This window comes from Massilia sp. UYP11 (genome assembly GCF_050434805.1).
Lineage (GTDB): Bacteria > Pseudomonadota > Gammaproteobacteria > Burkholderiales > Burkholderiaceae_D > Telluria.
The window spans coordinates 402799-425772 of sequence record NZ_JBNDJE010000002.1; the positions used below are offsets into that span (position 1 = coordinate 402799).

Here is a 22974-nt window from a genome sequence, read left to right on the forward strand (position 1 = left end):
GTCAGTCATTTGGACAACGATTGCATATTATTCTGCGCCGGGCATTTCCGCGCCAGGTTCCGGGAGCGAATGCGGGCCGCTAGAGCAGCCGCACCAGGTCATTGAAGACGGCGAGCGCCATCAGCATGAACAGCAGGCCGACCCCGGCGCGCTGCGCGAACTCGCCGACGCGCGCAGGAAGGGGACGCCCGGTCAAAACTTCCAGCGAATAATACAGTAAATGGCCACCATCCAGAACTGGAATTGGTAACAAATTCATTACTCCTAAGCTGATACTAATAAAGGCGATGAACTGTAAATAGCTTACGAGACCTATTCTTGCAGTCTGCCCGGCATAGTCGGCAATGGTAATCGGACCGGTCACATTCTTCCATGATGCTTCCCCGGTAATCATCTTCCAGATCATCTTGAGGGTCATCACGCTGGTGTCCCAGGTGCGCTCGGCCCCGCGCGCAATCGCCTCGAACGGGCCGGACGTCACGGTCACCATCTGCGGGGCCTGGGCCACCATGGCCTTGATCACGCCGCGGCCATTCGGGTCCGCCTCCGGCGCCAGCGACAGGGCCACGACCCGGCCGTCGCGCTCGACCTCGAGCGCCAGCGGCTTGCCGGGCGCCGAGCGCACCGCCTCGATGAAGGCGATGCCGTCGACCACCGGCTGGCCATCCATGCGCAGCACCAGGTCGCCCTCGCGCAGGCCGGCGCGCTGCCCTGCCCCATCCGGCAGCACCTTGTCGATGCGCGGCTGCGGACGCCACAGGTCCAGGCCCAGTTCGGCCATCACGTCGGTGTCGACGTCGAGCCGGCCGACCACCGCCGCCGGGAGCGTGGCGGCATAGACCCCGCCGTGGGCGCCGCGCAGTTCCAGGCGCAGGTCGGATTTGTCGACCGCCGCATGCACGACCTGCCAGCGCAGTTCGGACCATGAGCGCACCGGATTGCCGTTCGCGGCGACGACGGTATCGCCGCCGCGCACGCCGGCCTTGGCCGCCTCGGACGCCGCCGGCGCCTCGCGCAGGCGCGCCGACGGTTCGTCCACGCCATGCATGTACAGCGCGGCCATCAGGCCGATCGCCAGCAGGAAGTTGGCCAGCGGGCCGGCGGCCACGATGGCGATGCGCTTCCAGACGTTCTGGCGCGTGAACTCGCGAGCCAGATCGGAATCGTCCACCGGCGCCGTCTCGGGGTCGCGCGCATCGAGCATCTTGACGTAGCCGCCCAGCGGCAATGCCGACAGCGCCCATTCGGTCTGGTCCTTGCCGAAGCGGCGCGACCAGACCACGCGGCCCATGCCGACCGAGAAACGCAGCACCTTGACGCCGCAGGCGCGCGCAACCAGGTAGTGGCCCAGCTCGTGGATCACGATCAGGGGACCGAGCGCCAGCACAAAGGCCAGCACGGTGTAAAGCATGGTCATGGCGGATTCCGGGAAGTCAGCGCGGCAAGCCTGGCGCGAGGTTCGAGACGGCGTCGTTCGCGGCCGCGCGCGCGCGCGCGTCCTGGGCCAGCACCGCCTCGATCGACGGGGCCGGGCCGTGCGGCACGACGTCGAGCGCGTGGCGAATCACGCGGTCGATGTCGCGAAAACCGATGCGGCGCTCGAGGAAGGCTTGCACCGCCACCTCGTTGGCCGCGTTCAGCAGGGCCGGCGCGGTGCCGCCCGCGCGTAACGCGTCAAACGCGAGCGCCAGGCAGGGGAAGCGCTCGAAGTCGGGCGCGAAGAACTGCAGCGCGGCCATTTGCGTCAAGTCGAGCTGGGCCACGCCCGAATCGATCCGGTCCGGGTAGGCCAGCACATTGGCGATCGGGGTGCGCATATCGGGGTTGCCCAGCTGGGCCAGCACCGAGCCGTCGACGTAGGACACCATCGAGTGGATCACGCTTTGCGGATGGATCACGACTTCGATCCGGTCGGCCGGCGCGCCGAACAGCCAGTGGGCCTCGATCACTTCCAGGCCCTTGTTCATCATGGTGGCCGAGTCGACCGAGATCTTGCGGCCCATGACCCAGTTCGGGTGCTTGCAGGCTTCGTCGGGGGTCACGCTGCCCAGCGTGTCGACGGCGCGGTTCAGGAACGGGCCGCCGGAGGCGGTCAGCAGGATCTTGGCCACGCCGCAGCCGTCGGGCGCGCGCCCATACGAGGCCGGCAGCGCCTGGAAGATCGCATTGTGCTCGCTGTCGACCGGCAGCAGGGTCGCCTTGTGCTCGCGCACGGCGTCCATGAACAGCTGGCCGGACATCACCAGCGCTTCCTTGTTGGCCAGCAGGATCTTCTTGCCGGCGCGCGCCGCGGCGAGCGTCGGCGCGAGGCCCGCGGCGCCGACGATGGCGGCCATCACGATGTCGGTGTCCGGGCTTGACGCGATGTCGCACAACGCCTCCTCGCCGTATTCGACGCTGGTCGGCAGGTCGGCGATCAGCGCCGCGAGTTGCGCGGCGGCATTAGCGCTGCCGACCACGGCGCGCTGCGGGCGGAACTGGCGGCAGGCGGCGGCCAGTTCTTCCACCCGCGAATGGGCGCTGAGGGCGTGGACGCGGTAGCGGTCGGGATGGCGCGCCACCACGTCGAGGGTCGAGGCGCCGATCGAACCGGTGGCACCCAGGATGGTAATGCCTTGCATGGGAACTTCCTTCTAGAGCCGGGTGGCGATCAGGGCCGCCAGCGGCAGGACCGGCACGAGTGCGTCGATCCGGTCCAGCACGCCGCCGTGGCCGGGCAGCAGATTGCTGCTGTCCTTCATGCCGGCGCGGCGCTTGAGCTGGGATTCGAACAGGTCGCCGACCACGCTGGCGACGACAATGAGGGCGATGACGGCCAGCATGCCGGCCCAGCCGAAGCTGGCCTGCACGCGCACCGCGAAGGTGTTGGCGAGCAGCTCACCGCCGAACAGGACGGTGATGGATGCCAGCAGCAACGTCACGATGCCGCCGCCGATGGCGCCTTCCCACGACTTGCCGGGCGAGATCGACGGCGCGAGCTTGGTCTTGCCGAAGGTCTTGCCGCACACATAGGCGAAGATGTCGGCCGACCAGACGATGACGAGCACCGACAGCAGGAACAGCGCCGAATACTGGAACAGCATGACGATGGCGGCGAAGCACGCCACCAGCGCGATCGCGTACAGCAGGCTCAGCAGCGTGTTCGGCGTGGTGGCCAGGGGCGGCAGGCCGAGCTTGAGCGTGGGCGCGAATCGCAATGCCCATAGCAGCGCGCCGATCGCGAACCAGAAGGTCGGGTCGCCCTGCGCGCGCATGAAGAAGGCGTAGGCGAAGGCGAGGGTCCAGGCCACGGCGATGGCGACCGCGCTCTTCGCGCCCGGGTTGAACAGGCGGAAACACTCCCAGATCGCCGCCCCGAAGAAGAGCGAGGCGACCACCGCGAACGCCGTGGGGTTGCTGGAATACAGCACCGGCAGCAGGACTGCCAGCAGGACGAGCGCGGTGAGGATCCGGGTCTTGAGCATCAGTTGGTCTTTTTCGCGACTTGCGCGCTGGTCTGGCCGAAGCGCCGTTCGCGCCTCTGGAACGAGGAGATCGCCTCGTCCAGCGCCTCGGGCGTGAAATCGGGCCAGAAGGTGCTCGTGAAATACAGTTCGGAATACGCCAGCTGCCACAGCAGGAAATTCGAGATGCGTTCCTCGCCGCCGGTCCGGATGAACAGGTCGGGTTCGGGCGCATACGCCATCGCCAGGTGGGGAGCCAGCATTTCCTCCGTAAATTCGGTTACGCCGGGGTTGGCCTGCACCATCTTCCCCGTTGCCTGCATGATATCCCAGCGGCCGCCATAGTTGGCGCACACGGTGACGGTGAGGCGGGCATTGCCGGCGGTTCGGCGCTCGGCATTGGCGATCATCTCTTGCAGCTTGGGATCGAAGCGGCTCAGGTCGCCCACGACTTTCAGGCGGATTTGATTGGCGTGCATCTTCGCGACTTCGCGCTCGAGCGCCGTCACGAACAGGCGCATCAGCAGCGAGACCTCATCGGCCGGACGGCGCCAGTTCTCGGACGAGAAGGCGAACAGGGTCAGGTATTCGACCCCGCGCAGCACGCAGGCCTCGACGATGCCGCGCACGGCTTCCACGCCCTTGACGTGGCCGGCGACGCGCGGCAGCAGGCGTTTGGTGGCCCAACGGCCATTGCCATCCATGATGATGGCGATGTGGCGCGGCACGGCGATCGTGTCGGGAACGGCGGTGGTCGAACTTTTGAACATCTTGTATCCAGCGGGGCTGCGCCCAGGTGCATGCGCGGTGCGCAAATAGCCAATCAGAATTGGACAATCATAAGGTAGGCGGACCGGCCGCGGCAAGTTGCCGGGGCCGGTCCGCGAGAAAGCCGTCGAGCCCGACCTTACACCGTCAGGATTTCCTTCTCTTTCTCGGTCAGCAGCTTGTCGATGTCGGCCACGGCCTTGTCGGTCAGCTTCTGGATCTCGTCCGAGGCGCGGCGCTCGTCGTCTTCCGACGCGGTCTTGTCCTTGACCATTTTCTTCAGCGCTTCGTTCGCGTCGCGGCGAATATTGCGCACGGCAATCTTGGCATCCTCGCCTTCCGACTTGGTCAGCTTGACCATTTCCTTGCGGCGCTCTTCGGTCAGCGGCGGGGTCGGCACACGGATCATGTCGCCCTGCGCCGACGGGTTCAGGCCCAGGTCGGCGTCGCGGATGGCTTTCTCGATGGTGCTCGCCATTTTCTTTTCGAACGGCTGGACGCCGATGGTGCGGGCGTCGACCAGGGTCAGGTTGGCGACCATCGGCAGCGCGGTCGGGGTGCCGTAGTATTCGACCATCACGTGGTCGAGGATGCCGGTGTGGGCGCGGCCGGTACGGACCTTGGCCAGGTCGGCCTTCAGGGTCTCGATGGACTTGGCCATGCGCTCTTGCGCGTTCTTTTTGACGTCAGCCAGGGACATGCTGCTCTCCTTGTTGTTCAGTAATATTTTAAACGTGTACCAGTGTACCTTCGTCTTCGCCCATGATCACGCGGGTGAGCGCGCCGGGCTTGACGATGGAGAACACCTTGATCGGCAGTTTCTGGTCGCGGCACAGCGCGAAGGCGGTGGCGTCCATCACCTGCAGGTGCTTGGCGATGGCTTCGTCGAACGTAATGTTCTCGTAGCGGGTCGCATTCGGGTCTTTCTTGGGGTCGGCGCTGTAGACGCCATCGACCTTGGTGGCCTTCAGGACGATCTCGGCCGAGATCTCGGCGCCGCGCAGCGCGGCGGCCGTGTCGGTGGTGAAGAACGGGTTGCCGGTGCCGGCGGCGAACACGACGACCTTGCCCTCTTCCAGGTATTGCAGGGCTTTCGGACGCACGTAAGGCTCGACCACCTGCTCGATGGCGATCGCCGACATGACGCGGGCGGTGATGCCCACGTGGCGCATGGCGTCGGCCAGGGCCAGCGCGTTCATGACGGTGGCCAGCATGCCCATGTAGTCGGCGGTGGCGCGGTCCATGCCCTGGGCGCCAGGGGCGACGCCGCGGAAGATGTTGCCACCGCCAATCACGACCGCCACCTGCACGCCCAGCTTCGCCACTTCCGCCACGTCGGCCACCATGCGCTCGATGGTGGCGCGGTTGATGCCGAACGGGTCGTCGCCCATCAGCGCTTCGCCAGACAGTTTCAGAAGGACTCGTTGGTAGGCTGGTTTTGTCATGGAAGCGGCTCCTAATTAATGTTTCGAATTCGTGTCTGGCCAGCACCTCGTCGGTGGGCCTCATCAGTCCTGCGATTGATGGATTGTACGGCGTACGCCTCGTCAGGAGCGCGATGCAGGGTGGACCGGAGGGGCGCCCCGGCCCATCCTGCAAAAACGGGCCTTGCGGCCCGTTCTAGTTGATTACTGCTTGTTTGCAGCCATCTGGGCTGCAACTTCTGCTGCGAAGTCGTCGACCTTCTTCTCGATGCCCTCGCCGACCACGTACATGGTGAACGCCTTGACGGTGGTGTTCGATGCTTTCAGGTATTGCTCGATCGACTGCTTGTCGTTCTTCACGAATGCCTGGTTCAGCAGCGACACTTCTTTCAGGTACTTCTGCACCGAGCCGTCGATACGCTTGGCGACGATCTCGTCCGATTGCGGCTGCTTGCCTTCGGCGACGGCCTTCTCGGCGTCTTCCTTGGCCTTCAGTTCGGCGACCGAACGCTCTTTCTCGATCATTTCAGCTGGCACTTGCTCCGACGACAGAGCAACTGGCTTCATGGCAGCGATGTGCATGGCCAGGTCCTTGCCGACTTGCTCGTCCGCGCCGTCGAAGTCGACGATGACGCCGATGCGGGTGCCGTGCAGGTACGACGCCAGCTTGCCGGTGGTTTCGAAACGCTGGAAGCGACGCACGGTCATGTTCTCGCCGATCTTGCCGATCAGGCCGGTACGCACGTCGTCGAAGGTCTTGCCGTCGTGCGGCAGTGCCGCGAGGGCGGCGACATCGGCCGGGTTGTTCTCGGCGACCAATTTGGCGGCCAGGTTGACCATGGCCAGGAATTCTTCGTTCTTGGCGACGAAGTCGGTTTCGCTGTTGACTTCGACCAGCGCGCCGACGTTGCCGGAGATGTAGGTTGCCACGACGCCTTCGGCGGTGATGCGTGCCGATGCCTTCGATGCCTTGCCGCCCAGCTTGACGCGCAGGATCTCTTCAGCACGACCCATGTCGCCTTCGGCTTCGGTCAGTGCTTTCTTGCATTCCATCATCGGCGCGTCGGTCTTCGCGCGCAGTTCGCCTACCATCGCTGCAGTAATCGCTGCCATGTTGATTCTCCTAAATATTTTATCCGGGGTTGCAGGTCGTTATGACAACGCCCCACAGTATTCAGCTTAAAAAAAGGGGGGCTCGTGCATGCGGCGCCCCCTTCGATGTGTCAGCGAGCGCTGAGAGCTTCCCCCCACCTACCGGGAGAGGCTCCGACCCGCCGTCACTTATGCCTGCTCGGAAACTTCGACGAAGTCGTCGCCGCCAGCCTTGACCATTTCAACGACTTCGTTGGTGGCGTTGGCGCGGCCTTCCAGGATCGCATCGGCAACGCCGCGTGCGTACAGGGTGATCGCTTTCGACGAGTCGTCGTTGCCCGGGATGACGTGGGTCACGCCTTCTGGCGAATGGTTGGTGTCGACGATGCCGATGACCGGGATGCCCAGCTTGCCGGCTTCGGTGATGGTGCCCTTGTGGTAGCCGACGTCGACGACGAAGATCGCGTCAGGCACGCCGCCCAGGTCCTTGATGCCGCCGATCGACTTTTGCAGCTTTTCCATTTCGCGCGAGAACAGCAGCGCTTCTTTCTTCGACATCTTCTCGACCGAACCGTCTTCGACTTGCGCTTCCATGTCTTTCAGGCGCTTGATCGAGGTCTTGATGGTCTTGAAGTTGGTCAGCATGCCGCCCAGCCAGCGCTGGTCGACGTAAGGCACGCCGGCGCGCTGCGCTTCAGCGGCGATGATGTCGCGCGCCTGGCGCTTGGTGCCGACCATCAGGATGGTGCCGCGGTTGGCCGAGATCTGCTTGATGGTCTTCATCGCATCCTGGTACATCGCCATGGTTTTTTCCAGGTTGATGATGTGGATCTTGTTGCGATGACCGAAGATGAACGGCGCCATCTTTGGGTTCCAGAAACGGGTCTGGTGGCCGAAGTGAATACCGGCTTCCAGCATTTCGCGCATAGTAACGGACATGTGATTCTCCAGGGTTGGGTCTTGAATGTGGCCAGTCACCAGTCAGGCACCCTTTTAGGGCCACATTCGCGATTTCAATAAGATTTCAATAAAATTAAAGCTACTTTTTACAACATTGCTCGATGCGAATCCGAGCAACCCGAGATTCTAGCGGGATTTGCCGTTTTGTTCAAGCATGACGTGGCGCTGGCGGCGGGGGCAGCCCTGAGGAAGGAATGTTTCCTCTATAATGGACCCTTATTGCACAGACTTATCGCATCGACTACCGCAGGATACGAATTCCCTATGGCCTCCACTCCCAAAACTCTTGACGAAATCGAAGGCATGCGCATTGCCTGCCGCCTCGGCTCGGAAGTGCTCGACTATATCACTCCGTTCGTGAAGCCCGGCGTCACCACCGGCGAACTCGACCGGCTGGCGTACGACTACATGGTCAACGTCCAGGGCACGACCCCGGCGACCCTGAACTATGCCCCGCCGGGCTACCCGCCCTTCCCCGGTTCGATCTGCACCTCGCTCAACGACGTGATCTGCCACGGCATCCCGGGCGAGCGCGTGCTGAAATCGGGCGATGCGCTCAACATCGACATCACGCCGATCACCAAGGATGGCTACCACGGCGACAACAGTCGCATGTTCCTGGTCGGCGAGCCGTCGATCATGGCGCGCCGCCTGTCCGAGATCACCTTCGAATGCATGTGGCTGGGCATCGCCGCCGTCAAGCCGGGCAAGCACCTGGGCGACATCGGCCATGCGATCCAGCAGCACGCCGAAAAGGCCGGCTACAGCGTGGTGCGCGAATTCTGCGGCCATGGTGTGGGCCGCGTGTTCCACGAAGAGCCGCAGGTGCTGCACTACGGCCGCCCGGGCACCCTGGAAGAGCTCAAGCCCGGCATGATCTTCACCATCGAGCCGATGATCAACGCCGGCCGCCGCGACATCAAGGAAATGCCGGACGGCTGGACCATCAAGACCCGCGACCGCAGCCTGTCGGCCCAGTGGGAACACACGGTGCTGGTCACCGAGTCCGGGGTCGAGGTGCTGACCATGTCGGCCGGCAGCCCGCCGCCGCCCGCCATCGTGCTGCCGCTCCTGAGCCCGGGCGCGGTCCCGAGCCTGGCCGCGGCCTGAAGGAAGCCCATGGGACAGGCCGCCCTGCTCGACTCCGCCCGCGCCACGCTGCGCCAGCGCCTGAAGAACGAGCGCCAGCTGGTGTTTCAGGCCTTCCACGAAGACGGCAAGCCCGAGAAGCTCCTGCGCGGCCTGCGCCAGGTGGTCGACGGCGTCCTGCTCGACGCCTGGCAGGCCGCCGGCCTGCCGGAGCATACCGCCCTGGTGGGCGTGGGCGGCTACGGGCGCGGCGAACTGTTCCCCTATTCCGACGTCGACCTGTTGATCCTGCTGGGGCAGCCGGCCGACGCCATCACCCAGGCGCGCCTGGAAGGCCTGGTCCAGTTGCTGTGGGACCTGGGCCTGGAGATCGGCCACAGCATCCGCACCGTGGACGAGTGCCTCATCGAGTCCGCCGCCGACATCACCGTCCAGACGAGCTTACTGGAGGCGCGCCTGGTCACCGGCAGCGCGCCGCTGTTCGAGGAACTGCAGCGGCGCTACCGCGACGCACTCGATCCGCAGGCCTTCTTCCAGGCCAAGACCGCCGAGATGCGGCTGCGCCACGCCAAGTACGAATACACCGCCTTCGCGCTCGAACCCAACGTCAAGGAAAGTCCCGGCGCGCTGCGCGACCTGCAGGTGATCCTGTGGGTGGCCAAGGCCGCGGGTCTTGCCGACACCTTCGGCCAGCTCGCCACGCGCGGCCTGATCACGCGCATGGAGGCGCGCCAGCTGATGGAAAAGGAAAGCGCCTTCAAGGACATCCGCATCCGGCTGCACTTACATACGAAAAGGCGCGAAGACCGGCTGGTGTTCGACGTCCAGACCGCGATCGCCGGCACCCTGGGCCTCACCGCCAGCGGCGAAGGCCCGGACGCGCGCCGCGCCAGCGAATTCCTGATGCAGCGCTACTACTGGGCCGCCAAGACCGTCACCCAGCTCAACACGATCCTGCTGCAGAACATCGAAGCGCAGCTGTTCCCGCAGCCGGCGGTGGCCTTCCCGATCAGCGCCCGCTTCACCCAGGTCGGCAGCCTGATCGACATAGTGGCCGACGATACCTTCGAACGGCATCCACCCGCCATCCTCGAGCTGTTCGTGGCGATGACCGAACGGCGCGAACTGAAGGGATTGAGCGCGCGCGCCACGCGCGCCCTGTGGCACGCGCGCACGCTGATCGATGATGCCTTCCGCGCCGACCAAGGCAACAAGGCATTGTTCCTGCGCGTGCTGCAGGCGCCACGCGGCCTGGTGCACGCGCTGCGCCGCATGAACGAATTCGGCATCCTGGGCCGTTACCTGCCGGCTTTCCGCAAGATCGTCGGCCAGATGCAGCACGACCTGTTCCATGTATATACCGTGGACCAGCACATCATGATGGTGGTGCGCAACCTGCGCCGCTTCACGATGCCGGAACACGCGCACGAATATCCGTTCTGCAGCCAGCTGATCGCCGACTTCCACGATCGCTGGCTGCTGTACGTGGCGGCCCTGTTCCACGACATCGCCAAGGGCCGCGGCGGCGACCATTCCAAGCTCGGCATGACCGATGCGCGCCAATTCTGCGACGCCCACGGCCTCTCGATCGAGGACACCGAGCTGGTGGTGTTCCTGGTCGAGCAGCACCTGACCATGTCGACGGTGGCGCAGAAGCAGGACCTGTCCGACCCCGACGTGATCCAGGCCTTCGCCGCCGTGGTCAAGGACGAACGGCATCTCACCGCGCTCTACCTCCTGACGGTGGCCGACATCCGCGGCACCAGCCCCAAGGTGTGGAACGCCTGGAAGGCCAAGCTGCTGGAAGACCTGTACAAGGTCACCCTGCGCGTGCTGGGCGGCGAGCCGCATAGCGCCGACCGCGAGCTGCGCATGCGCCAGAAGGAAGCGCTGGCCACCCTGCGCCTGTTCGGCCTGGACGCCAACGCCCACGACGCGCTGTGGAAGCAGCTCGACGTGGCGTACTTCTTGCGCCACGACGCCTCCGACATCGCCTGGCAGACGCGCGCGCTGATCGACAAGGTCGACGCCGACAACCCCGTGGTCAAGGCGCGGCTGGCGCCGATCGGCGAAGGCCTGCAGGTGGCGGTCTACGTCAAGGACCAGCCCGACCTGTTCGCGCGCATCTGCAGCTACTTCGACCGCAAGAACTTCAGCATCCTGGACGCCAAGATCCACACCACGCGGCACGGCTACGCGCTGGACAGCTTCCTGGTGGCGGACGAGAACTTCGCCGGCAGCTACCGCGACATCATCAGCCTGATCGAGCACGAGCTGTACACGCAACTGCTGTCGCAAGAGCCGCTGCCGCCGCTGGTGCGGGGACGCCTGTCGCGGGTGGCGCGCACCTTCCCGATCACGCCGACGGTCGAACTGCGGCCGGACGAGCGCGGCCAGTTCCATGTGCTGTCGATCGCGGCCAACGACCGCATGGGCCTGCTGTACGCGATCGCCAGCGTGCTGGCGCGCTACCGGCTGAACCTGCACACGGCCAAGATCATGACCCTGGGCGAGCGCGTCGAGGACGTGTTCCTGATCGATGGCGCGGCCCTGAACAATCCACGCACCCAGCTCCAGCTCGAGACCGACCTCCTCGATGCACTGAAGGTCTAGTGATTCACCTCTTTTTACAGTAAAGCTTTTCCAGATGACCGAACCGCTCCGCCTCTCCAAACGTATGTCCGAACTCGGCCTGTGCTCGCGCCGCGAAGCCGATGAATGGATCGCCCGCGGCTGGGTGCGGGTGGGCGGCAAGGTCGTCTCGGAACTGGGCAGCAAGGTGCTGCCGACCCAGCGCATCACGGTCGAGCGCCAGGCCGCGGCCGAGCAATCGAAACGCGTGACCATCCTGATCAACAAGCCGGTCGGCTACGTCAGCGGCCAGGCCGAAGACGGCTACACGCCGGCCGTCGCCCTGATCAAGCCCGAGAACCGCTGGGCGGACGACCCGTCGAAGGAGCAGTTCCATCCGACCCAGCTGCGCAGCCTGGTGCCGTGCGGGCGGCTGGACATCGATTCGGTGGGTTTGCTCGTGCTGTCGCAGGACGGCCGCGTCGCCAAGCACCTGATCGGCGAGACCACCAGCGTCGACAAGGAATACCTGGTGCGGGTGCAGTACACCAAACCGGGCAAGCTGCCCGAGAGCGACCTGAAAAAACTGAATCACGGCCTGTGGATGGACGGCAAGCCGCTGCTGCCCGCCAAGGTGCGCTGGCAGAACGAGGACCAGCTCAGTTTTACCCTGCGCGAAGGCAAGAAGCGCCAGATCCGGCGCATGTGCGATATGGTGGACCTGAAGGTGGTGGGCCTCAAGCGCGTGCGCATCGGCAAGGTCAAGCTGGGCAACCTGCCCGAAGGCCAGTGGCGTTACCTGGCCCCGGACGAGCAGTTCTAAGCGCCTCGCAGCGCCGGCTTGCCGTCCGGTAGCGGCGCTTCCCTGGCCAGCAGGCCCTCGGCCTTCAGCTCTTCCCAGAACGCCGGCGCGATGGCGATGTTCATCAAGGCCGCATTGCGCTGCAGGTGCGCCACGCTGCTGGCGCCGGGGATGGTGGCCGCCACCACCGGATGGGCCAGGCCGAACTGCAGCGCCGCCGCCGGCAGGTCGACGCCATGGCGCGCGGCCACCTGGCGCAGCCGCTCGCGGCGCGCGATCTTGTCTTGATCCGCCGGGGCGTAGTCGTAGTTCGGGCCGCCGGCCAGGAAGCCCGAATTGAACGGCCCGCCCAGTACCACCCTGGCGCCGCGCTGTTCGCACAGCGGGAACAGCTCGTCCAGCGGCGTGGTTTCCATCAGCGTGTAGCGCCCGGCCAGCAGGAAGATGTCGGGGTCCGAGTCGCGCAGCGCGCGCAGGCACGGGTCGATCGTGTTCACGCCCATGCCCCAGCCCTTGATCACGCCCTCCTCGCGCAGCCTGACCAACCCTTCGAAGGCGCCGCCGCGGCCGGCCGCGATCGCGTAATGGTGCTCGTACTCGGCCTGGCTCAAGCGGTCCGGCGACAAGTCGTGCACATAGACGATGTCGATGTGCGACAGCGCCATGCGCTGCAGGCTGTCCTCGATCGAGCGGCGCGCGCCGTCGGCGGTGTAGTCGTCGATGCGCCGGAACGGCAGGCCGCCCACGAACGGCGCCGCGATCTCGGGCGTCTCGCTCGGCGCCAGGATGCGGCCGACCTTGGACGACAGCGTGTATTCGTTGCGCGGACGGCGCCGCAGCGCCTGGCCGAAACGGTGCTCGGACAGGCCGGCGCCGTAGTGCGGCGCGGTGTCGAAATAGCGGATGCCGGCATCCCAGGCGGCATCGACGGTATCGTGCGCCGCCTCGTCGCTGGTCTCGTGGTACATATCGCCAAGGCCGGTGCCGCCCAGGCCCAGGCGCGTGATGGGTTGGTAACGCTGTGTCATTGCTCTGTCCTTTCGCGACGACTCATGAAGGAACAGATTCTGCCTGCCGCACGGCGACGCCGGCGCACGCCAGCGGCGGCGCAACAGTTGGCGCAAAACGTGACGCAAACAAGCGGCGCTGCTCCGGCATGCGCCGGCGTCAGGCCGCGCGCCGGCTCTCGATCTGCACCAGCGCTGCGCCCAGGACCTCGAGATCGACCGGCTTGGCGAACAGGTCGTGAAAGCCCGCCGCGAGCGCCCGCGCCCGGTCTTTCTCCTGCGCATACCCCGTCACCGCGATCAGGATCGCCTGCGACGCGCCGGGCTGCGCGCGCAGCGCCGCGGCCAGCTCGTAGCCGTTCATCTCGGGCAGGCCGATGTCGAGCAGGCAGACGTCCGGACCGAAGTCCGGCAACACCGCCAGCGCGTCGCGCGCGCTGTGCGCGATCAGCACCGTATGCCCGAGGGTTTCCAGCAGCAGCGACAGCGTGACCGCCGCGTCCTCGTTGTCGTCGACCACGCCGATGCGCAGCGCCGGCATAGTTGCGCGCGGCGGGTTGCGGTCGCGCGCGCGCCGCTCGACCTGGTCGCGCGTCGACAGCGGCAGGCTGACATGGAAGGCGCTGCCCTTGCCAGGACCATCGCTGCTGGCGCTGACCGCGCCCCCGTGCAGCCTGAGCAGGCTGCGCACCAGCGCCAGGCCGATGCCGAGCCCACCCTGGCTACGGTCCAGGCCGCGCGCGCCTTGCGCGAACAGGTCGAAGGCGCTGGAGATCAGTTCGGGCGACATGCCGATGCCGTCGTCGCGAATGTCGACCGCGAGCGCGCCGCCATCCGTCGTCAGGCGCACCGCGATGTGACCGCCTTCGAGCGTGTACTTGGCGGCGTTGCTGAGCATATTGGTCATGATCTGGACCAGGCGCTTGCGGTCGCCCACCACGATGGCGCGCGCCGGCGGCAGGTCCAGGGTCAGGCGGTGCTGGTGCTTCTCGATCAGCGGGCGCACCTGTTCGATGGCGTCGGCGACGACGTCCTTGAAATCGAGCTCGCGCAACTCGAGTTCCACCTTGCCACGGGTGACGCGCGACACATCCAGCAGGTCGTTGATCAGCGACGTCATGTGCCCGGCCTGGCGCGCCACGATCTCGCTGGCGCGCTGCACCATGACGGGATCGAGGTGAAAGTTGGACAACATCGTGGCGGCCGAGACGATCGGCGCCAGCGGATTGCGCAGCTCGTGCGCGAGCATGGCGAGGAATTCGTCCTTGCGCTGGTCGGCCTCGCGCAGCGCCGCGATCAGGTTTTCCTGCTCGGCCATCGCCTTGCGCAGCTCGATCTGGCTCATGACCTGGTGCGCCAGCGTGGCCAGCACGAATTGCTCCTGCTCGCTCAAGCCCTGCGGTCGCGGCTTGTCATCGAGCACGCACAAGGTGCCGAGCGCAACGCCGTCGCGCGTCTTGAGCAGGGCGCCGGCGTAGAAGCGCAACCCGGCATCCTTCGTCACCAGCGGATTGTCCCTGAAGCGCGGATCCTCGCGCATGTCGGGCACGATCATCTGCTCCTCCTCGAGCAGCGCGAAACGGCAGATCGAGTCGTCCAGCGGCATTTCGCGCCTGCCCAGGCCGATCTCGGACTTGAACCATTGCCGGTCGCGCGCGATCAGGTTGACCGCGACGATCGGCGCGGCCAGCAACTGGCTGACCAGGCGCACGACATCGTCGAACGAACGCTCGGGAGGCGTGTCGAGGATGCCGTAGGAATCGAGGACGGCGAGGCGCGCTTCTTCATCGAACGTGGCGGTGCTGGACGTCATGGCTGGTCGGAAGTGGCGAAAAACGGCCGGGAACACGCCGGCTGGCCATCAATTATAGGAAGAAAGCGCAGCGAACGGCCACACCAGAGGTCGGTCCAGGCCCGTCCCTCCCGGTCCGGGGCCGAAGCCCGAGGCTCAGGCGCCAAAACGTTTTGCCCTCGCGGCGATCCAGATTACGGCCACCAGGACCGACAGCGGGGTCAGGAAGATCGCGGTGAACAGCAGGAAAGGATGGTTCCTGACAGGCGGCTCGCTCAGGCCACGCCCGGACGCAGCCTGCGCCACAGCGCGCGCGCCGCGGCATGCACCAGCCAGGAAAACAGCGCGATGATGGCCCCGAACATGGCCGGCAGGATCGGGCCGGCCACGACACTCATGGCCAGCGCAAAGCCCAGCAGGTATTCGGCGTGCCACAGGCGCACCACGAGGGCCAGCGCCAGCAGGCCGAAGAACACGTAATCCACCACGGGACTGCCGGCCGCGAACAGCGCCGCCAGCATGGCGCCGTAGGCCAGCGCGCACAGGAAGCCGACCAGGGCCGCGCGTCTTGCCGGCCCCCCCGCCCCGGCGGCGCGGCGCTCGACGCGCCCCACCGTCCACCAGGTCAGCAGCGGCACCAGCAGCAGGCCCCACCAGTTGGACACCGCGGGCAGGTCGGGATTGGCCAGCAGGTGATGCGACGCCACGCCGCCATGCAGATACTCGCGCGCGAGCAGGGCCGTTTCGGCGCACAGCGCGACTAACGTCAGGAGGGTACGGCGACGGCTGGCGGTGGCGGCGGTCATGGTTTTTTCCGGACGTGGACGGGCTCGATCGCCTCACGTTACCAGAAGTCGCGGGGCCGCTCTACGCCGCAGCGAATTTTATGCCGCCGGCATGATCTGCGGACGGCCAGCGTGCACGGTTCAGCCGCCCAGCACCGTGACGACCACCCGGCGCCGGTGCGGCGCCGTGCGGTGTTCCCACAGGTAGACGCCCTGCCAGGTGCCAAGCAGCATGCGCCCTCCCCCGAGCGGAATCGTGAGCGCGGTGTCGGTCAGCATGGTGCGGCCGTGGGCCGACATGTCGTCCGGCCCTTCGGCGTCGTGGCGATAGGCCGGATCGCCGTCAGGCGCCAGGCGCGCAACGATGGTTTCCAGGTCGCGCCGCACGTCGCCGTCGGCGTTTTCGGTGAGCAGCAGCGAGCAGCTGGTGTGCTGCACGAAGACCTGGACCAGGCCGCATTGCACGCCGGATGCGGCGACCACGGCGGCCACATCGCGCGTGATCTCGCGGGTACCGCGGCCGCCGGTCGAAAACTCGAGGATGGTCTGGTGCGCCATGCTGCCGCCTTGTGATGAAAGCCGAAGGCCTTCATCATAGCAGCGCGGCGGATTCTCGCAACGGCCAGTCGCGGCGGCGCTCGGCCAGGATCTGCTGCGCGCGCGGGTGTTGCGGCTTTGGCGAAGAATGCTTGCGGCGTGGCCTGTTCCCGGATCTTCCCCTCGGCCAGGAGCCAGACCCGGTCGCCGACGTCGCGCGCAAAGTGCGCCAGGCAGGCCCGCTCGAGCGGTTGCCTGGCGTGCTCGCGCGCCTGAACCTGCGTCGCCAGTTTCAATTGACATAGCGGCGCACCAGGCAAGCGACCCGTGCGCCTGATGCTGCAAATTGTTGCCATAATGACCTCAACTCGATCGGAGAAGCCATGCTCGTCGTAACCTACAATGTCAACAGCATCAATAGCCGGCTGGATGCCCTCATCCAGTACCTCGGCGAGCGCCAGCCCGACGTCGTCTGCCTGCAGGAGCTGAAGGCCCCGCAGGACAAATTCCCGCTGCAGGCGATCGAGGACGCCGGCTACCACGCGCTCTGGCACGGCCAGAAAAGCTGGAACGGGGTCGCGATCATCACCCGCGAGCCGGCGCAAGAGGTGCAGCGCGGCCTGCCGGGCGACGAGACCGACGAACAAAGCCGCTACATCGAGGCGGTCTACAAGGGCATCCTGATCGCCGGCCTCTACCTGCCGAACGGGAATCCGGCGCCGGGGCCCAAGTTCGACTACAAGCTGGCCTGGATGGAGCGCCTGCGCCTGCGCGGCCTCGAACTCCTGGCGCAGGGCGTTCCCGCGGTGCTGGCGGGCGACTTCAACGTGATCCCGACCGAGCGCGACGTCTACAAGCCGGAGCGCTGGGTCGACGACGCCCTGTTCCGTCCCGAGACCCGCGCCGCCTTCGAGCGCCTGATCGACCAGGGCTGGCTCGATTCGCTGCGCGCCATCCACCCCGACGAGACGATCTACACCTTCTGGGATTACTTTCGCAACGCCTTCGGGCGCGACGCCGGCATCCGCATCGATCACCTGCTGCTCAGCCCCGCACTGCAGCCGGCGCTGAAGGATGCCGGAGTCGACAAGTTCGTGCGCGGCCGCGAGAAGCCGAGCGACCATGCGCCGACCTGGGTCGAACTCGATCTGGCGAAGGTCACGGCGTAGGACTCAGCTCCAGCGGCCGTCCCCAGGGCCCATCTCCATCGGTGCTGCACGACGCAGCGCCGCCACCACCATCGCATTCGATACAATAAGGAGCACACCATGAAACGTTACCTCATCGCCGCCGCCGTCCTGGCCCTGCCGCTGGGCGTCCAGGCCGTCTCGATGCCCGGCTTTTGCGCCAGGGGCATCGGCAGCGCCGAAGCCAAGATCTGCCAGCATCCCGGTTCGGCCGAATCCGAAGGCCTGGTCTTCGCCCTGTACCGCGCCGCGCTCGAAAAGCTCGACGCCGGCGCCAGCAAGGAACTGCAGGAGCGGCACACCAAATGGTGGGACGGCGTGAAGGAGTGCGCCGAAGCCAAGGACATGAACGGCTGCATCAACAACGCCTACGGCAGCCGCATGCTGCAGCTGCAATCGACCTACAAGCTGGTCAAGACGACCGGCCCGGTCGCCTTCACCTGCGGCGACGGCAGCAAGATCAGCGCCACCTTCCTCGACACCACGCCCGCCTCGATGGTCGCGGTGCGCGACAAGGAACACGTGCTGCTGCGCGGAGAACGGACCGCCAGCGGCATCGCCTACGGCAACCGCAGCGAAGAATTCAAGGAACACCAGGGCAAGGTCACCATCAAGTGGGGCGCCAATGCCAAGGAACTGAGCTGCAAGAAGTCGTAAGACTGCAGGCCCGCGCCGCCCGAACGGGGGAACATGCGCGGGCGAACATGCGCGGGCGAACATGCGATAAGCTGTTCGCCCGTTTCTTTTTTCGACACGTCCATGCTCTCGCCCGAACAGCTCTTCGGCTTTCTCGCCGCCGCCATCCTGATCACCCTCTCTCCCGGCCCCGACAACCTGATGGTGCTCAGCACCGGCATCGCCAAGGGCCGCCTGCGCGGCATCGCCTTCGGGCTCGGGTGCGCTTTCGGCTGCATCAGCCATACCGTGCTGGCCGTGATCGGCGTCAGCGCGCTGATCGCGGCCTCGCCAGCGGCCTTCACCGCGCTCAAGGTGGCGGGCGGCCTGTACCTGATCTGGATGGGATGGGGCGCGATCAGGAGCCGCGGCGGCGCGCGCGTGACCACCGCCGGCGCATCCGGCGAGCCGGCAGGACGGCTGTTCGCCAAGGGGCTGGTGGCCGCGGCCATCAATCCCAAGGTGGCGCTGTTCTTCCTGTCCTTCCTGCCGCAGTTCGTGGTGGCGGCGCGCGGCGACGCCAACCTGCAGATCGGCCTGCTGGGCATCGTGTTCACGCTGCAGGCGGCCGCCATCTTCGGCGCGCTCGGCTATTTTTCGGGAGCGATCGGCCAGTGGCTCAACCGCACGCCCACGGCCGGCATGTGGCTGGACCGGATCGCGGGGGCAGTGTTCATCGGGCTGGGACTGCGCCTGATCGTGGCGCGTTAAAGAAGCGCGGTGCGACAGACCGCGCTGTCGTCGTTACAGTTCGATGGCGACCTGCGCCGCCTGGCCCTGGCGCGCCGGGACCCGCACTTCGAGCAGGTGCTGCTGGGCGTTGAACACGAAGCGCGCGGCGCGGCCGTCGACCGTCACGCCACGTGGCTTCGCCTTCACATTGTGCACCTTGAGCGCGAAGGCCCGTTCCTTTGCCGCCATCGCCTTGCCGGTCTCGGTCTTGAAGCCGATCTCGAGCCGCCTGTCGGCGAATCGACTGTCGAAGCGCACGATCTCGTACTTGCCCTGCGCATGGGCGTTCGCGGTCTCGCCGTCGTCGTCGTACAGCTTGCCGTTCGAGGCGGCCACCGACGCGTCGTGGTAGTAGTGCAGGTCGATCTCGCGGCCGGTGTAGTCGCGCGTGGTCTGCACCACCTTCGCCATCGGCACGAAGGCGCCGGCGCGCACATAGACCGGGATGTGGGCCTCGACCGGCTTCACCGTCTCGAGGATGCCGCCCTGGTGCGCGCGGCCGGTATGGAAGTCGAACCACACGCTGCCGCTGTTCGGGAAGTACACCTCGGCGCGGGTGGCGCCCGGATGGACGATCGGCGTGACCAGGAAGTCCGGGCCCCACAGATAGGTGGTCGAGCGCTCGGCCGGCTGGGCCGGATCGGCCTCGACGAACATCAGGGGCCGCATCAGGGGCATGCCGGTCTGCTCGTTGTCGAAGGCGATCGTGTAGTTATACGGCAGCATCGCATAGCGCAGCCATACCGCCTCGCGCGCCAGGACCTTGGTGCGCTCGGAGCGGAACACCGGCTCGGACGCCACCGCCTCTTGCGCATGCGGACGGAACACCGGCTGGAACACGCCATACTGCAGCCAGCGCACGTACAGCTCGTCGTCCAGCACCGCGCCGGCAAAGCCGCCGAGGTCGGAGTGCATATAGGCCAGGCCCTGCATGCCCATCTGTAGCGAGATCTCCATCTGCGACTGCAGGCCGCCCCAGCTGCGCGCGACGTCGCCCGACCACGGGATCATGCCGAAGCGCTGCGAGCCGGAGTAACCGGCGCGCATCAGGATGAAGGGCCGCTCGTTCGGGAATTCCTGCCTGTAGCCATCAAAGATCAGGCGCGCCCAGTCGTGGCCATAGACGTTGTGCACCTGGTCGGCCGAGCCGGTGGCGTGCTGCAGGCTCGACGGGTGCACCTCGGGCTCGCCCAGGTCGCCCCACCAGCCGGTGACGCCGCCCTTCTTGAGGTCGCGGTAGATGCTCCACCACCAGTCGCGGCCTTCCTTCTTGTAGATGTCGATCAGGCCCGTGTTCCCGAAATAGAAGTCATACGTGTAGGGCTTGCCCGCCTTGTCGGTGGCCAGCACGCCCTTCTCCACCGCTTCGCCCCAGCGCTTCGACGTGGTCAGCACGAACGGTTCGGTGACCACCACCGTCTTGACGCCCCGGGCCTTGAAGTCGGCCATCATTTTTTCTGCGTTGGGGAAGGTGTCGCGGTCCCAGGCCAGGTTGCCCATCGTGCCCTGCACCGTCTTGCCGAACCAGTAGAGGTCGAGAATGACGGCGTCGAGCGGAATCTTCTCTTGCGCGAACTTGTCGACCACGGCGCGCGTCTCGGCTTCGGACTTGTAGCCGAAGCGGCTGGCGAAGTTGCCGAAGGCCCAGCGCGGCGGCAGCGGCTGGCGGCCGGTCAGGCCGGTGTAGCCGGCCATCAGGTGGTCCCAGCTGTCGCCCGCCACGACCTGGTAGGTCTTGCGTCCGCCGATCACCTCGTAGCGCAGGGTGCCGTCGTTGCGGCTGTCGAAATCGAGCCAGCCGGTCTGCGGATTGTCGAAGTGGATCGCATATTTCTTGGACGACAGCGCCACCGGAATCGTGTAGTTGAGCAGCTCGGAGCGCTCGGCATAGCCGTAATGCGCCTTGTTGTACAGCTGGAAGCGGTGGCCGCGGCGGTTCATGCCGACCGCGCGCGCGCCGGCGCCGTACAGGGCCTCGCCGTCTTCCAGCGCGAATTCGATGACGTCCATGCCGTTGGCGCGCTGCACGCCCCCCTTTTCGGCCACCAGCGGCTTGCCCTTGTAGGCGTAGCTGATTCGGAACGGCTGCTTGTCGATCATGACGCTGATGCCGCCGTCGACCGCGTAGGTGATGCGGCCGCCCTCGTCCCTGAACGTGGCCTGCACCTGCACCGGCGCCAGGATCACCGCGTGCGAGGCCGGATCGAAGCGCTCGCCCTTGGGAATGAAGGTGGTCTCGACGATCGTGCTCGAATACGGCTTGATCAGGTAGCGGCCGTCGTTGGTCGCGATCTCGAGGGAATTCTGGTTGCGCGTGACGCCGGCCAGCTGGCGTTCGGCGTTCTGGGCGAGAGCGAGCGGGCTGGCGGCAAGCGGGATGGCTGCAATGCAGAGCGCCAGGCGGGCAATCGGGGCTTTGGTCATGTCTTCGTTATCGTTGTTGTGAAAGTGCAGGCGATAAGCATGACAGAATTCCGCCGGATCAGACAGTCTTGACGCAAACGCAACGCCCCGTGCCGCCCGGGCAGACGCGGGGCGCTGAAGACAATCTGAAGAAAGCGCTCGCCAGGCTCGGTTCGACCCCAGCGCCGGCTGCATCAGGCGGCCCTGGCCGTCGGCGCGCGCGTTGGCGACGACGACGGTGCGGCCATCCGGGTCCTGGGCGAGCACGGCCACCGCTGGCGTGCTCAATTCGTCTTCGCCCTGGTTCTCGCAGCCCGGCACCAGCTTCGAGATGCCGGTACAGGCGGCCGCTGGCCCCCTTGATGTCCTGTATCGACAGGGTCTGGCAGAAGTACGGATTGCAGGTGCGCCGCCGCCGTTCGGGCGCGCGTCAGCCCGGCTTCCAGTAAGATGGCGGGGATTCCCACTCCCTGCCATCCAGCATGTCTCTCATTACTCCCAACCGCCAACTCCAGGTCGCCCAGCGCGTGCACGCGATCGAACCGTTTCGCGTCATGGAGATGGTCAAGGCCGCCGGCGCACTCAAGCGCGCCGGCCACGACGTCGTCAGCATGAGCGTCGGCGAGCCCGATTTCACCGCGCCCGACATCGTGGCCAGCGCCGCGATAGAAGCCATTCGGGGCGGCGTCACCCAATACACCGAATCGCTGGGCCTGTTCGAGCTGCGCGCGGCGATCTCGCGCCACTACGCCGCGACCCAGGGCCTGGACATCGACCCGCGCCGCATCGTGATCACGGCCGGCGCCTCGGCCGGCCTGCTGCTGGCCTGCGCCGCGCTGGTGTCCGAAGGCGACGAAGTCCTGATGCCCGACCCGTCCTATCCATGCAACCGCCATTTCGTGGCCAGCTTCGGGGGCCAGGCGGTGCTGGTGCCCTGTTCGCACGAGGACCGCTACCAGCTCGGCGCCCACCACGTGGCCGACCTCTGGGGCGACCGCACGCGCGGCGTGCTGGTGGCCTCGCCGTCGAACCCGACCGGCACCTCGATGACCCCTGACCAGTTGCGCGCCATGCTGGAGGCGGTGCGCGCGCGCGGCGGCTTTGCCATCGTCGACGAGATCTACCAGGGCCTGTCCTACGACCAGCAGCCGTCAAGCGCGCTGGCGTTCGATGCCGACGCGATCACGGTGAACAGCTTTTCCAAGTATTTCAACATGACCGGCTGGCGCCTGGGCTGGCTGGTGGTGCCGGACAGCCTGGTGCCGGTGTTCGAAAAACTGGCGCAGAACCTGTTCATCTGCGCGCCGACCGTGGCCCAGCACGCGGCGCTAGCCTGCTTCGAGCCCGAGGCGCTGGCGATCTTCGAGGAGCGCCGGCGCGAATTCCAGCGCCGCCGCGACTACCTGGTGCCGGCGCTGCGCGAGCTCGGCTTCGGGGTGCCGGTGATGCCGGACGGCGCCTTTTACGTGTACGCCGACATCGACCGCGTGGCGCACCCGCTGCGCGGCGACAGCGCGGCGTTCAGCCTGGCGGTGCTGCAGGACGCCCACGTGGCGATCGTGCCGGGCGACGATTTCGGGGTGGCGGCGCCGCAGCGCCACGTGCGGTTTTCGTATGCGACGAAGTACGAGCGGATCGAGGAAGCGGTGACGCGCCTGCGGCGTTTGTTGGCGTAGGGTCGGCCGGGGCGCGCAGCCAACCTTGCCG

At 66.4% G+C, this 22974-nt stretch carries 21 protein-coding genes; 8 read left to right on the plus strand and 13 right to left on the minus strand.

Going from position 1 to position 22974, the window contains the following annotated elements:
• Window positions 1-79: 79 nt before the first annotated feature.
• From rseP to rpsB, 8 genes are all read right to left on the minus strand, one after another.
• Window positions 80-1417: an RIP metalloprotease RseP gene (gene rseP, locus ABIB38_RS05275; protein ID WP_429202373.1), complete on the minus strand. Its 1338-nt coding sequence runs from the start codon at window positions 1415-1417 to the stop codon at window positions 80-82.
• Window positions 1418-1433: 16 nt separating this feature from the next.
• Window positions 1434-2621: a 1-deoxy-D-xylulose-5-phosphate reductoisomerase gene (ispC, locus tag ABIB38_RS05280; RefSeq protein ID WP_429202375.1), complete on the minus strand. Its 1188-nt coding sequence runs from the start codon at window positions 2619-2621 to the stop codon at window positions 1434-1436.
• A 12-nt stretch (window positions 2622-2633) separates the two neighbouring features.
• Complete coding sequence (locus ABIB38_RS05285; protein ID WP_429202377.1) at window positions 2634-3464, minus strand: phosphatidate cytidylyltransferase; 831 nt, start codon at window positions 3462-3464, stop codon at window positions 2634-2636.
• Entirely contained in the window at window positions 3464-4213 is a 750-nt protein-coding gene (uppS, locus tag ABIB38_RS05290; protein WP_429202379.1) for a polyprenyl diphosphate synthase, read from the minus strand. The genes ABIB38_RS05285 and uppS overlap by 1 nt, the downstream gene beginning before the upstream one ends.
• 137 nt (window positions 4214-4350) lie before the next feature.
• Window positions 4351-4911 carry a ribosome recycling factor gene (gene frr, locus ABIB38_RS05295; RefSeq protein WP_429202380.1) on the minus strand — a complete coding sequence of 187 codons (561 nt, stop codon included), beginning with the start codon at window positions 4909-4911 and terminating at the stop codon, window positions 4351-4353.
• 28 nt (window positions 4912-4939) lie between these two features.
• A complete protein-coding gene (gene pyrH, locus ABIB38_RS05300; RefSeq protein WP_429202382.1) occupies window positions 4940-5656 on the minus strand; it encodes a UMP kinase in 717 nt (238 codons plus the stop codon).
• A 183-nt stretch (window positions 5657-5839) separates the two neighbouring features.
• The gene (tsf, locus tag ABIB38_RS05305) at window positions 5840-6748 is read right to left on the minus strand and encodes a translation elongation factor Ts (RefSeq protein WP_429202384.1); all 909 of its coding nucleotides are present in this window, start codon (window positions 6746-6748) and stop codon (window positions 5840-5842) included.
• Between the two features lie 168 nt (window positions 6749-6916).
• A complete protein-coding gene (gene rpsB, locus ABIB38_RS05310) occupies window positions 6917-7666 on the minus strand; it encodes a 30S ribosomal protein S2 (protein ID WP_005667508.1) in 750 nt (249 codons plus the stop codon).
• Between the two features lie 285 nt (window positions 7667-7951).
• Between rpsB and map the strand changes: the two genes are divergently transcribed.
• From map to ABIB38_RS05325, 3 genes are read left to right on the plus strand one after another with little or no spacing between them, the layout of a single operon-like run.
• Window positions 7952-8797, plus strand: a complete 846-nt coding sequence (gene map, locus ABIB38_RS05315) for a type I methionyl aminopeptidase (protein ID WP_429202386.1) — start codon at window positions 7952-7954, stop codon at window positions 8795-8797.
• Between the two features lie 9 nt (window positions 8798-8806).
• Window positions 8807-11389 carry a [protein-PII] uridylyltransferase gene (locus tag ABIB38_RS05320; protein ID WP_429202388.1) on the plus strand — a complete coding sequence of 861 codons (2583 nt, stop codon included), beginning with the start codon at window positions 8807-8809 and terminating at the stop codon, window positions 11387-11389.
• A 34-nt stretch (window positions 11390-11423) separates the two neighbouring features.
• Window positions 11424-12170 (plus strand): pseudouridine synthase, encoded by a 747-nt coding sequence (locus ABIB38_RS05325; RefSeq protein ID WP_429202389.1) that lies wholly within the window; start codon window positions 11424-11426, stop codon window positions 12168-12170.
• Here ABIB38_RS05325 and ABIB38_RS05330 read toward each other — a convergent pair.
• From ABIB38_RS05330 to ABIB38_RS05345, 4 genes are all read right to left on the minus strand, one after another.
• Entirely contained in the window at window positions 12167-13177 is a 1011-nt protein-coding gene (locus tag ABIB38_RS05330; protein WP_429202391.1) for an aldo/keto reductase, read from the minus strand. The genes ABIB38_RS05325 and ABIB38_RS05330 overlap by 4 nt on opposite strands.
• A gap of 139 nt (window positions 13178-13316) precedes the next feature.
• The gene (locus ABIB38_RS05335; RefSeq protein WP_429202393.1) at window positions 13317-14969 is read right to left on the minus strand and encodes a hybrid sensor histidine kinase/response regulator; all 1653 of its coding nucleotides are present in this window, start codon (window positions 14967-14969) and stop codon (window positions 13317-13319) included.
• 254 nt (window positions 14970-15223) lie between these two features.
• Window positions 15224-15754, minus strand: a complete 531-nt coding sequence (locus ABIB38_RS05340; protein ID WP_429202394.1) for a hypothetical protein — start codon at window positions 15752-15754, stop codon at window positions 15224-15226.
• Between the two features lie 120 nt (window positions 15755-15874).
• A complete protein-coding gene (locus tag ABIB38_RS05345) occupies window positions 15875-16291 on the minus strand; it encodes a secondary thiamine-phosphate synthase enzyme YjbQ (protein ID WP_429202395.1) in 417 nt (138 codons plus the stop codon).
• A 14-nt stretch (window positions 16292-16305) separates the two neighbouring features.
• Here ABIB38_RS05345 and ABIB38_RS05350 point away from each other — a divergent pair, with 14 nt between their 5' ends.
• The 4 genes from ABIB38_RS05350 (at window position 16306) to ABIB38_RS05365 (ending at window position 18843) form a co-directional block, all read left to right on the plus strand.
• Window positions 16306-16575 carry a hypothetical protein gene (locus ABIB38_RS05350; RefSeq protein ID WP_429202396.1) on the plus strand — a complete coding sequence of 90 codons (270 nt, stop codon included), beginning with the start codon at window positions 16306-16308 and terminating at the stop codon, window positions 16573-16575.
• Window positions 16576-16653: 78 nt separating this feature from the next.
• Window positions 16654-17439, plus strand: a complete 786-nt coding sequence (xth, locus tag ABIB38_RS05355; RefSeq protein WP_429202398.1) for an exodeoxyribonuclease III — start codon at window positions 16654-16656, stop codon at window positions 17437-17439.
• 99 nt (window positions 17440-17538) lie between these two features.
• Window positions 17539-18114, plus strand: a complete 576-nt coding sequence (locus ABIB38_RS05360) for an MliC family protein (RefSeq protein ID WP_429202400.1) — start codon at window positions 17539-17541, stop codon at window positions 18112-18114.
• 102 nt (window positions 18115-18216) lie between these two features.
• Complete coding sequence (locus ABIB38_RS05365; protein ID WP_429202402.1) at window positions 18217-18843, plus strand: LysE family translocator; 627 nt, start codon at window positions 18217-18219, stop codon at window positions 18841-18843.
• 33 nt (window positions 18844-18876) lie between these two features.
• On the opposite strand, the gene ABIB38_RS05370 is transcribed toward ABIB38_RS05365, so the two are convergent.
• On the minus strand, window positions 18877-21288 hold the full coding sequence (locus tag ABIB38_RS05370; RefSeq protein ID WP_429202404.1) for a TIM-barrel domain-containing protein: 2412 nt from the start codon (window positions 21286-21288) through the stop codon (window positions 18877-18879).
• A gap of 461 nt (window positions 21289-21749) precedes the next feature.
• Here ABIB38_RS05370 and ABIB38_RS05375 point away from each other — a divergent pair, with 461 nt between their 5' ends.
• On the plus strand, window positions 21750-22943 hold the full coding sequence (locus tag ABIB38_RS05375) for a pyridoxal phosphate-dependent aminotransferase (protein ID WP_429202406.1): 1194 nt from the start codon (window positions 21750-21752) through the stop codon (window positions 22941-22943).
• The last annotated feature ends 31 nt before the right edge of the window (window positions 22944-22974 follow it).

Excerpts from the sequence above, each read along its gene's own strand:
- rseP (WP_429202373.1), bottom strand. The coding sequence starts at position 1,417 with ATGACCATGCTTTACACCGTGCTGGCCTTTGTGCTGGCGCTCGGTCCC.
- ispC (WP_429202375.1), bottom strand. The coding sequence starts at position 2,621 with ATGCAAGGCATTACCATCCTGGGTGCCACCGGTTCGATCGGCGCCTCG.
- ABIB38_RS05285 (WP_429202377.1), bottom strand. The coding sequence starts at position 3,464 with ATGCTCAAGACCCGGATCCTCACCGCGCTCGTCCTGCTGGCAGTCCTG.
- uppS (WP_429202379.1), bottom strand. The coding sequence starts at position 4,213 with ATGTTCAAAAGTTCGACCACCGCCGTTCCCGACACGATCGCCGTGCCG.
- frr (WP_429202380.1), bottom strand. The coding sequence starts at position 4,911 with ATGTCCCTGGCTGACGTCAAAAAGAACGCGCAAGAGCGCATGGCCAAG.
- pyrH (WP_429202382.1), bottom strand. The coding sequence starts at position 5,656 with ATGACAAAACCAGCCTACCAACGAGTCCTTCTGAAACTGTCTGGCGAA.
- tsf (WP_429202384.1), bottom strand. The coding sequence starts at position 6,748 with ATGGCAGCGATTACTGCAGCGATGGTAGGCGAACTGCGCGCGAAGACC.
- rpsB (WP_005667508.1), bottom strand. The coding sequence starts at position 7,666 with ATGTCCGTTACTATGCGCGAAATGCTGGAAGCCGGTATTCACTTCGGC.
- map (WP_429202386.1), top strand. The coding sequence starts at position 7,952 with ATGGCCTCCACTCCCAAAACTCTTGACGAAATCGAAGGCATGCGCATT.
- ABIB38_RS05320 (WP_429202388.1), top strand. The coding sequence starts at position 8,807 with ATGGGACAGGCCGCCCTGCTCGACTCCGCCCGCGCCACGCTGCGCCAG.
- ABIB38_RS05325 (WP_429202389.1), top strand. The coding sequence starts at position 11,424 with ATGACCGAACCGCTCCGCCTCTCCAAACGTATGTCCGAACTCGGCCTG.
- ABIB38_RS05330 (WP_429202391.1), bottom strand. The coding sequence starts at position 13,177 with ATGACACAGCGTTACCAACCCATCACGCGCCTGGGCCTGGGCGGCACC.
- ABIB38_RS05335 (WP_429202393.1), bottom strand. The coding sequence starts at position 14,969 with ATGACGTCCAGCACCGCCACGTTCGATGAAGAAGCGCGCCTCGCCGTC.
- ABIB38_RS05340 (WP_429202394.1), bottom strand. The coding sequence starts at position 15,754 with ATGACCGCCGCCACCGCCAGCCGTCGCCGTACCCTCCTGACGTTAGTC.
- ABIB38_RS05345 (WP_429202395.1), bottom strand. The coding sequence starts at position 16,291 with ATGGCGCACCAGACCATCCTCGAGTTTTCGACCGGCGGCCGCGGTACC.
- ABIB38_RS05350 (WP_429202396.1), top strand. The coding sequence starts at position 16,306 with ATGAAAGCCGAAGGCCTTCATCATAGCAGCGCGGCGGATTCTCGCAAC.
- xth (WP_429202398.1), top strand. The coding sequence starts at position 16,654 with ATGCTCGTCGTAACCTACAATGTCAACAGCATCAATAGCCGGCTGGAT.
- ABIB38_RS05360 (WP_429202400.1), top strand. The coding sequence starts at position 17,539 with ATGAAACGTTACCTCATCGCCGCCGCCGTCCTGGCCCTGCCGCTGGGC.
- ABIB38_RS05365 (WP_429202402.1), top strand. The coding sequence starts at position 18,217 with ATGCTCTCGCCCGAACAGCTCTTCGGCTTTCTCGCCGCCGCCATCCTG.
- ABIB38_RS05370 (WP_429202404.1), bottom strand. The coding sequence starts at position 21,288 with ATGACCAAAGCCCCGATTGCCCGCCTGGCGCTCTGCATTGCAGCCATC.
- ABIB38_RS05375 (WP_429202406.1), top strand. The coding sequence starts at position 21,750 with ATGTCTCTCATTACTCCCAACCGCCAACTCCAGGTCGCCCAGCGCGTG.